At 64.9% G+C, this 8,813-nt stretch carries 7 protein-coding genes and 1 pseudogene; 7 read left to right on the forward strand and 1 reads right to left on the reverse strand.

Annotated elements, in window-relative coordinates:
* Both E8E95_RS06335 and E8E95_RS06340 read left to right on the forward strand, forming a co-directional pair.
* Positions 1-1,281: aldehyde dehydrogenase family protein (locus E8E95_RS06335; protein ID WP_280349050.1), on the forward strand; the 1,281-nt coding region annotated here is incomplete at its 5' end.
* A 136-nt stretch (positions 1,282-1,417) separates the two neighbouring features.
* On the forward strand, positions 1,418-1,690 hold the full coding sequence (locus E8E95_RS06340) for a DUF4242 domain-containing protein (RefSeq protein ID WP_077523807.1): 273 nt from the start codon (positions 1,418-1,420) through the stop codon (positions 1,688-1,690).
* Positions 1,691-1,862: 172 nt separating this feature from the next.
* Here the strand turns inward: E8E95_RS06340 and E8E95_RS06345 are convergent, their stop codons facing one another.
* Positions 1,863-3,803 carry a sigma-54-dependent Fis family transcriptional regulator gene (locus E8E95_RS06345; protein ID WP_280349052.1) on the reverse strand — a complete coding sequence of 647 codons (1,941 nt, stop codon included), beginning with the start codon at positions 3,801-3,803 and terminating at the stop codon, positions 1,863-1,865.
* A 270-nt stretch (positions 3,804-4,073) separates the two neighbouring features.
* On the opposite strand from E8E95_RS06345, the gene E8E95_RS06350 reads away from it, so the two are divergent.
* From E8E95_RS06350 to E8E95_RS06370, 5 genes and pseudogenes are all read left to right on the forward strand, one after another.
* The gene (locus tag E8E95_RS06350) at positions 4,074-5,006 is read left to right on the forward strand and encodes a transporter (protein WP_280349053.1); all 933 of its coding nucleotides are present in this window, start codon (positions 4,074-4,076) and stop codon (positions 5,004-5,006) included.
* An 84-nt stretch (positions 5,007-5,090) separates the two neighbouring features.
* Positions 5,091-7,202 carry a PQQ-dependent dehydrogenase, methanol/ethanol family gene (locus E8E95_RS06355; protein WP_280349054.1) on the forward strand — a complete coding sequence of 704 codons (2,112 nt, stop codon included), beginning with the start codon at positions 5,091-5,093 and terminating at the stop codon, positions 7,200-7,202.
* Positions 7,203-7,307: 105 nt separating this feature from the next.
* Entirely contained in the window at positions 7,308-7,379 is a 72-nt protein-coding gene (gene pqqA / locus E8E95_RS06360) for a pyrroloquinoline quinone precursor peptide PqqA (RefSeq protein WP_120655176.1), read from the forward strand.
* Between the two features lie 105 nt (positions 7,380-7,484).
* Entirely contained in the window at positions 7,485-8,399 is a 915-nt protein-coding gene (gene pqqB / locus E8E95_RS06365; RefSeq protein ID WP_280349055.1) for a pyrroloquinoline quinone biosynthesis protein PqqB, read from the forward strand.
* 11 nt (positions 8,400-8,410) lie between these two features.
* A pseudogene (locus E8E95_RS06370) lies at positions 8,411-8,813 on the forward strand (pyrroloquinoline quinone biosynthesis protein C); the annotation flags it as partial.

Here is an 8,813-nt window from a genome sequence, read left to right on the forward strand (position 1 = left end):
TCCGCCTGGAGCCGCATGCGTCCGCGCGAACGGCAGAACCTGCTGTGGCGCCTCGCCGACCTGATGGAGCGCGACGCCCAGGAGCTGGCCGAACTGGAATGCCTGAACAACGGCAAGAGCGCCGCCGTGGCCCACGTCATGGACGTGCAGCTGGCCATCGACTTCCTCCGCTACATGGCCGGCTGGGCCACCAAGATCGAAGGCAGCACGGTCGACGCTTCCCTGCCGCTGATGCCCAATGATCAGTTCCACGGCTTCATCCGCCGCGAAGCGGTGGGCGTGGTCGGCGCCATCGTCGCCTGGAACTTTCCGCTGCTGCTGGCCTGCTGGAAGCTCGGCCCGGCGCTCGCCACCGGCTGCACCGTGATCCTCAAACCCGCCGACGAAACCCCGCTGACCGCCCTCAAGCTGGCCGAGCTGGTGCTGGAAGCCGGCTACCCGGCCGGGGTGTTCAACGTCATCACCGGTACCGGCCTGAATGCCGGCGTCGCCCTCACCCGCCATCCGGGCGTCGACAAGCTGACCTTCACCGGCTCCACCGAAGTCGGCAAGCAGATCGGCAAGGCGGCCATGGACAACATGACCCGCGTGACCCTGGAACTCGGCGGCAAGTCGCCGACCATCGTCATGCCCGACGCCAACCTGCAGGAAGCCGCTGCCGGCGCCGCCAGCGCGATCTTCTTCAACCAGGGCCAGGTCTGCTGCGCCGGCTCGCGCCTGTACGTACACCGCAAGCATTTCGACAACGTGATCGCCGACATCGCCGGCATCGCCAACGGCATGAAGCTCGGCAACGGCCTCGACCCGAGCGTGCAGATGGGCCCGCTGATCTCCGCCAAGCAGCAGGACCGCGTCACCGGCTACATCCAGCTCGGCCGCGAGCTGGGCGCCACCATCGCCTGCGGCGGCGAAGGCTTCGGCCCCGGCTACTTCGTCAAACCGACGGTGATCGTCGACGTCGACCAGCAGCACCGCCTGGTGCAGGAAGAAATCTTCGGCCCGGTGCTGGTGGCGATGCCCTTCGACGACGTCGATGAAGTCATCCGCATGGCCAACGACAACCCCTACGGACTCGGCGCCAGCGTCTGGTCCAACGACCTCGCGGCGGTGCACCGGATGATCCCGCGCATCAAGTCCGGCTCGGTCTGGGTCAACTGCCACAGCGCCCTCGACCCGGCCCTGCCCTTCGGCGGCTACAAGCTCTCCGGCGTCGGCCGCGAAATGGGCGCGGCGGCCATCGAGCACTACACCGAGCTGAAGTCGGTGCTGATCAAGCTCTGAGTGCCCGGACGGCCTTCGCTCTGATGGGTTTCGTACCTCTACCCATCCTACGGTCGGGCTTTTGTAGGATGGGTAGAGCTTGCGAAACCTATCACCCCCTTGCCCCCAGACAACCCACAACAACAAGGAAACAACCATGCCGAACTACGTCATCGAACGCGAAATCCCCGGTGCGGGAAAACTCACGATCAAGGAGCTCCAGGCCATCTCGCAGAAGTCGTGCGCCGTGCTCAGCGCCATGGGGCCGCAGATCCAGTGGCTGCACAGCTACGTGACCGACGACAAGGTCTATTGCGTGTACCGCGCGGATAACGAACAGCTGGTCCGCGAGCATGCCGAGCAAGGTGGCTTCCCGGCCAATCGCGTGTCCGAAGTACGCGGGATCATCGATCCGACCACTGCCCGCTGACGCGGCAACCAACCGGGATGGCAAAGGTGCCATCCCGTCTACAACGCTGATCAGACTCCCAGTGCCCCGACGGCGTTCGCTCTGATGGGTTTCGTACCTCAACCCATCCTACAAAAGCGTGACCGTAGGATGGGTGGAGCTTGCGATACCCATCACGCCCATGCCCGCAGTCCTACGCTTCGCCCATCGCTTTGAGCTTGCGATACAGGGTTGCCCGTCCGATGCCCAGGCTGCGGGCGGCAGCCGAGAGATTGCCCTGGCAGGCGTCGATGGCGGCGCGGATCGCGCGCTGTTCGGATGCCAGCAAGGTATCCCCCGCCAGTGATTGAGGCGCCGCAACCGTTTCCGTTTCCGCTTCGCGGACCGCTCCTTTCGCGATGGCCGGCAGCACCTCGTCCGGCAGGTGCTGCAATCCGATCCAGCCCTCGTCTTCGGCCAGCGCGGCGGCGAGCCGCAGCGTCTGGTGGAGCTGCCGGATATTCCCCGGCCAGCTGTAGTTCAGCAGCGCCTGCAATGCGGATTTTTCCAACGCCAGCGGCGCATGGGAGGCCGTTTCGCTTTGCAGCAGTCGCTGGATCAACAACGCCAGGTCGGTACGTTCGCGCAGGGCCGGCAGGGTCACTCGCAGGCCATTGATGCGGTAGTAGAGGTCTTCACGGAAACCCTGCTCCTGCGCCAGCTGCGCCAAGTCGCGGTGGGTGGCACAAATCAGCGCGCAATCCACCTTGATCACGGCGGTGCTGCCAAGACGGCTGAGGCTGCGTTCCTGCAACACGCGCAGGAGGCGCCCCTGTAGCTCCAACGGCATATCGCCGATCTCGTCGAGGAACAGCGTGCCCTGGTGCGCCTGCTCGATCTTGCCGGCCGCCCCGCCCTTGCGGCTGCCGGTGAAGGCGCCTTCGACATGGCCGAACAGTTCCGACTCGATCAGGCTCGCCGGGATCGACGAGCAGTTGATCGCAATGAAGGGTCCACTGGCGCGGGCACTGCCTTCGTGCAGCAATCGGGCAAGCACTTCCTTGCCAGTGCCGGTCTCGCCGTTGATCAGCACCGGGATATCCCGCGCGAATGCCTTGCGGGCACGTTCCAGCGCAGCGCTGACGGCCGGGTCTTCGAGGCACGGCCCCTGCGCGGCGAGAGGGCGGCGCTCGGCCGTGGTGAAAGGTCGCGGTGGCTCGGGCAGCTGCCCGGCCTTCTTGTCCGGCGCAGTGGTGAGGCAGGCATGCAGATGGCTGCCCCACTGCGTCTGCATGCGGAACGGCACGCTGAGATCGTAGCGGCGATAGCAGATGGCATGGGCGAAAGGCATGTCGAACAGCTCGTTGAAATCCATGCCCGGTTTCAACCCCGGCGACGAGAATATCTGTGTGGCGATGCGGTTGGCGCCCTTCAGCTTCCCGACCGGATCGAACGCCAGCAGCCCCTCCATGGGGGTGCCGAGGATGTCCAGTCGATAATGCAGGTGCACCAGCAGGACATTGCCCAGCTCCATGAACATCCGCCGCTCGATGGCGCGTGCCGCGATGACCAGGGATTCCAGGCAGTAGAGGGAGGTGGCCGGTCCTTTGCGGCTGGCATCCAGCACACCGACGATTCCACCATCGAGACCGAAGATCGGGGTGGCCATGCAGGTGAAGGCACGCGCCTCTTCCAGGTAGTGGTCGGAGCCGGCGACGACGACGGTTTCCTTTTCCTCCAGGGCGCAGCTCGGACCGGTGGTGCCTACCAGCGTTTCGAGGAACTGCGCGCCGGGCCGAAATACCTGGTTGAGCTCCTGGCTGGCGCTGTTGCACTTGCCGATCGAACTGAGCACCACCCCTTCCATGTCGATGCAGGCAAGCACCCAGTCCTTCGGTGCCAGCGCGCCGTGCAGCTGTTCCATCTCGGGCGAAGCAGCGCGCAGCAGCAAGCCGCCGTGGTCCTGGATGTCCTTCGGACGAACCACCACCGGCGCGTCGAACAGCACCCGGTCACAAGGCGATATGCCGTACTGGTGGGAGCGCTTCCAGGAACGTGCGATCAATTGCGATCCGAAGGCTTGCCTGCGGCCTTCAGGTGACATGAGAACCGTCCTGCCTTCAGTGGCGGGAGTGGGGTCATCGGGCTTGCTCATGGCTCATCCTCGAAACGGTTGTATCACTCCGGTACAGCATCTCCGCCCTGCATCTGACTCAGAGTGAGACAGCGAGTCGATGCGATTGCCCAGAGGCTCCGGACCGTTAATGTCATCGTTACACAAGCCATTGATTTTCAAGCACTAATCAGAACTCAAAACAACATGGCACAGGTCCTGCTGAACAGCTGGTGCGTCTCCGGTTCTTCCCTGATTTTCAAGCCGGAAACAGCAACCGATTTTAAACAAAAACAATAAAAGGTGATGTCCATGAAGAAGAGCGCATCCGCTCATCTCGCCTGTACCAGCAGCACGCAGAAGACGGCTCTTTCCAGGGTCCTGACCCTGGCCACCACCCTCGGCCTCGCGGCCGGTTTCACCTCCTTCGCCCACGCCCTCGATGTGGATGCAGGCGACTACACGGCCTTGCCCGAAGGCACCAACCTCGGCCTCCTGTACTACCAGCACGCAGAACGCGACGCCCTCTACGCGAATGGCCACAAGGCGCCCATCGACGCGGGCCTGGATTCGGACGTGGGCATCCTCCGGGGTGTCCACTTCATGAAGCTTGGCGACTACATCATCGATCCGCAGTTTCTGCTGCCCTTTGGCAATCTCCGTGCCAAGGACGACCTCAAGGGGCTGGGCAGCGACAGCGGCACCGGCGACCTGATCCTCGCGTCCACCCTCTGGCTGGTGAACGACCCGGCCAAGCGCCGCTACTTCGGTATCACGCCCTTCATCTTTGCGCCGACCGGCAGCTACGACAACGACCAGCCGATAAACCTCGGCGAGAACCGCTGGAAGTTCACCCTCCAGGCCGGCTACATCACCGGTCTGACCGACAAGCTCACCCTCGATCTGGTGGGCGACGTGACCTTCTTCGGCGACAACGACGACTACGGTCCGGACAGCGTGACACGCAAGCAGTCGGAGCTTTATCAGGGCCAGGCTTTCCTGCGCTACAACTTCACTGAGAGCTTCGATATCCGTGCAGGTATCTCCAGGACCTGGGGCGGCGAAAACGAAGTCGACGGCGTCGACCTGAATGACGAGCCCGATACCAGCAAGTACAGCATAGGCGCTTCCTACTTCATCACGCCCACCACCCAGGTGCTGGCGACCTACGGACAGGACCTGTCCGTGGAGAATGGATTCGAGGAAAGCGACCGCATCAACCTGCGCCTGCTGCAGGTGTTCTGACCCTTCGCCAGCCGACCGCCTGATCCCTATCGGACGAGCGAAAAACACTCCGCCCATAACAAGCACATCAAGGAGTCCTGCGTAATGTCCCAAACGCAGTCCATGCACAAGAACCGTACCCGCCTCGCCGCCGCCCTGCTCGTCGCCCTGCTGGGTCCAGCTGCCTACGCGGCCCCCGTCGACCAGGCTGCCATTGTCGCCAGCGAAAAAGATGGCAACGAATGGCTCAGCCATGGCCGCACCTATGACGAACAGCGCTTCAGCCCCCTGAAGCAGATCACCGCCGACAACGTCGGCAAGCTCGGCCTCTCCTGGTACATCGACCTCGAAAACCACCGTGGCCTGGAAGCGACCCCGCTGTTCTCCGACGGCGTGCTCTACGCCTCGCTGTCCTGGAGCCGCGCCATTGCCGTCGACGTGGCCACCGGCAAGGTTCTCTGGACCTTCGACCCGCAGATCGAACGCGGCAAGGCCCGCGACGCCTGCTGCGATGCTGTCAACCGTGGCGTCGCGCTGTGGAATGGCAAGATCTACATCGGCACCCTCGATGGCCGCCTGATCGCCCTGGACGCCAAGACCGGCCGGGAAGTCTGGAGCCAGCAGACCACCGACAACAGCAAGCCCTACACCATCACCGGCGCTCCGCGCGTGGTGAAAGGCAAGGTCATCATCGGCAACGGTGGCGCGGAGTACGGCGTGCGCGGTTACTTCGCCGCCTACGACGCCGAGACCGGCAAGATGGCCTGGCGCTTCTACACCGTCCCCGGCGACCCGGCCAAACCCTACGAGCATCCGGAGCTGGCCGAAGCAGCCAAGACGTGGAAAGGCGACGAGTACTGGAAAGGCGGCGGTGGCGGCACCGTCTGGGACGGCATGGCCTACGACCCCGAGCTGGAGCTGCTCTACATCGGCACCGGCAACGGCTCGCCCTGGAACCGTGAGCTGCGCAGCCCCGGCGGCGGCGACAACCTCTACCTGTCGTCGATCCTCGCCGTGGACCCGGACACCGGCAAACTGGCCTGGCACTACCAGACCACCCCGGGCGAGACCTGGGACTTCACCGCGACCCAGCAGCTCACCCTGGCGACCCTCGAGCTCGACGGCAAATCGCGCAAGGTGATCATGCAGGCACCGAAGAACGGCTTCTTCTACGTGCTCGACCGTGAAACCGGCAAGCTCCTGTCCGCCGAGAAGTTCGGCAAAGTGACTTGGGCCGAGCGCGTCGACCTGGCCACCGGCCGCCCCGTGGAAGTTCCCGGTGCGCGCTACGAGAAAGAGCCCGTCGTAATGTGGCCGAGCCCGTTCGGCGCCCACAGCTGGCACTCGATGTCCTACAACCCGCAGACCGGCCTGGTGTACATCCCCTACCAGGAAATCCCCGGCGTCTACCGCAACGAAGGCAAGGACTTCGTCCGCCGCAAGGGCTTCAACACCGGTGCCGGCTTCTCCGACGCCACCGAGATTCCGCGCGAGGCGGTATCCGGTGCGCTGCTGGCCTGGGACCCGGTGAAACAGAAGGAAGCCTGGCGTGTGCCCTACCCGCACTACTGGAACGGCGGCACCCTGAGCACCGCGGGCAACCTGGTATTCCAGGGCACCGCCGCCGGTAACCTGGTGGCCTACTCGGCCGACAAGGGCAAGCAGCTCTGGTCCTTCGCCGCCCAGACCGGCATCGTCGCCGCGCCCATGACCTACAGCTACAAGGGCGAGCAATACGTGGCGATCATGGCTGGCTGGGGCGGTGTCGCCCCGCTGATCGGCGGCGATGCGGCGAAAGCGCCGGGCGTCGGCAACGTCAGCCGCCTGCTGGTGTTCAAGCTGGATGGCAAGGCCAGCCTGCCGCCGCTGCCTTCGAGGCAGGTCGCCGCCCTCACCCGCATCCCGAAACCGGTCCATGCCAGCGAAGCCGACCTGAAGGCGGGCCAGCAGCTGTACGGCAGCTACTGCTCCGTATGCCACGGCGTCGGGGCGATGAGCGGCGGTCTGGTGCCTGACCTGCGTAAATCCGACGAGTCGCGCCGTAGCCTGTTCCAGCAGATCGTCCGCGAAGGCGTGCTGCGCCCTCTGGGCATGCCATCCTTCGGGGACACTTTGACGCCGGATGAGGTCGAAAAGATCAAGGCCTACGTCATGAGCCGCGAGTACGCGGACTACACCAAGGAGCAGCAGGCGACCGCTGCGAAAGACAAACCCTGATCGGGGCCAGGGCAAGGCGGCCACAACCTCGCCGCCTTGCCCGGCCATATCGGATGAAGAGTGCTTCGATTCACCCCACGCAACAACAAAAGAGAGGACTCAACTATGTGGACCAAACCCAGCTACACCGACATGCGCATTGGCTTTGAAGTGACCCTGTACTTCGCCAATCGCTGATGCTCCACGGCGCTGCGTTGGCCTCCACCGGCGCATCGTCCTTGCTTGGCCCCGGTTCGCCGGGGTCCTTTTTCTTGCAGGACTCCGAGGCAGGTCGTATTCGCCATGCACATCCAGATTCTCGGCTCGGCCGCCGGCGGCGGTTTCCCCCAGTGGAACTGCAACTGCCGCAACTGCGCCGGCGTACGCAGCGGCAAGGTCCGTGCGCAGCCGCGCAGTCAGTCCTCCATCGCCCTCAGCGCCAATGACGTCGACTGGGTGCTGTGCAACGCCTCCCCCGATATCCGCGCCCAGCTCGACGCCTTCCCGCCGCTGCAGCCGGCGCGCCGCCTGCGCGATACCGGCATTGCCGCAATCATCCTGATGGACAGCCAGATCGACCACGTCACCGGCCTCTTGAGCCTGCGTGAAGGCTGCCCGCACGCGGTCTGGTGCACGGAGATGGTCCACCAGGACCTGAGCAGTGGCTTCCCGCTGTTCAGCATGCTCCAGCACTGGAATGGCGGCCTCACCTGGAACCCCATCGACCTGGCTAATCCAGTGTTCGAGATTCCGACCTGCGCCGGCCTGCGCTTCACCGCCATTCCCCTGCGCAGCAGCGCACCGCCGTACTCGCCGCATCGCGGCAATCCGCACCCCGGCGACAACATCGGCCTGTTCATCGAGGACCTGGCGAGCGGCGGCAGCCTGTTCTACGCCCCCGGCCTGGGCCAGGTGGACGACGCGCTGCTCGGCTGGATGCGCCGCGCCGATTGCCTGCTGGTGGACGGCACGCTCTGGCGCGACGACGAGATGCGCCACTGCGAGGTGGGCGACAAGCTCGGCAGCGAGATGGGCCACCTGCCGCAGAGCGGCCCGGGCGGAATGATCGAGGTGCTCGACGGCCTCGATGGCCCGCGCAAGGTGCTCATCCACATCAACAACACCAACCCGATCCTCGACATCGATTCCGCCGAGCGCGCCGAACTGGAGCGCCACGGCATCGAAGTGGCCTGGGACGGCATGAGCATCGTGTTGTAACGGAGCCCGAGATGAACCAGATCGCCATGACTCCAGTGGAATTCGAACAGGCCCTGCGCGCCAAGGGCGCCTGCTACCACATCCACCACCCGTACCACCGGGCGATGTACGAGGGCCGCGCCACCCGTGAGCAGATCCAGGGCTGGGTGGCCAACCGCTTCTACTACCAGGTGAGCATCCCGCTGAAGGACGCCGCCATCCTCGCCAACTGCCCGGACCGCGACACCCGCCGCGAGTGGGTCCAGCGCATCCTCGATCACGACGGCGCCCCCGGCGAGGAAGGCGGCATCGAGGCCTGGCTGCGCCTGGCCGAGGCCGTGGGCCTCGAGCGCGAGCAGGTGCTGTCGCAGGAACTGGTGCTGCCCGGCGTGCGTTTCGCGGTGGACGCCTACGTCAACTTCGCCCGCCGCGCGA

The organism is Pseudomonas sp. BN414, from assembly GCF_029871275.1.
GTDB classification, from domain to species: Bacteria; Pseudomonadota; Gammaproteobacteria; order Pseudomonadales; family Pseudomonadaceae; genus Metapseudomonas; species Metapseudomonas resinovorans_C.

Excerpts from the sequence above, each read along its gene's own strand:
- E8E95_RS06350 (WP_280349053.1), top strand. The coding sequence starts at position 4,074 with ATGAAGAAGAGCGCATCCGCTCATCTCGCCTGTACCAGCAGCACGCAG.
- pqqB (WP_280349055.1), top strand. The coding sequence starts at position 7,485 with ATGCACATCCAGATTCTCGGCTCGGCCGCCGGCGGCGGTTTCCCCCAG.
- E8E95_RS06355 (WP_280349054.1), top strand. The coding sequence starts at position 5,091 with ATGTCCCAAACGCAGTCCATGCACAAGAACCGTACCCGCCTCGCCGCC.
- E8E95_RS06340 (WP_077523807.1), top strand. The coding sequence starts at position 1,418 with ATGCCGAACTACGTCATCGAACGCGAAATCCCCGGTGCGGGAAAACTC.
- E8E95_RS06345 (WP_280349052.1), bottom strand. The coding sequence starts at position 3,803 with ATGAGCAAGCCCGATGACCCCACTCCCGCCACTGAAGGCAGGACGGTT.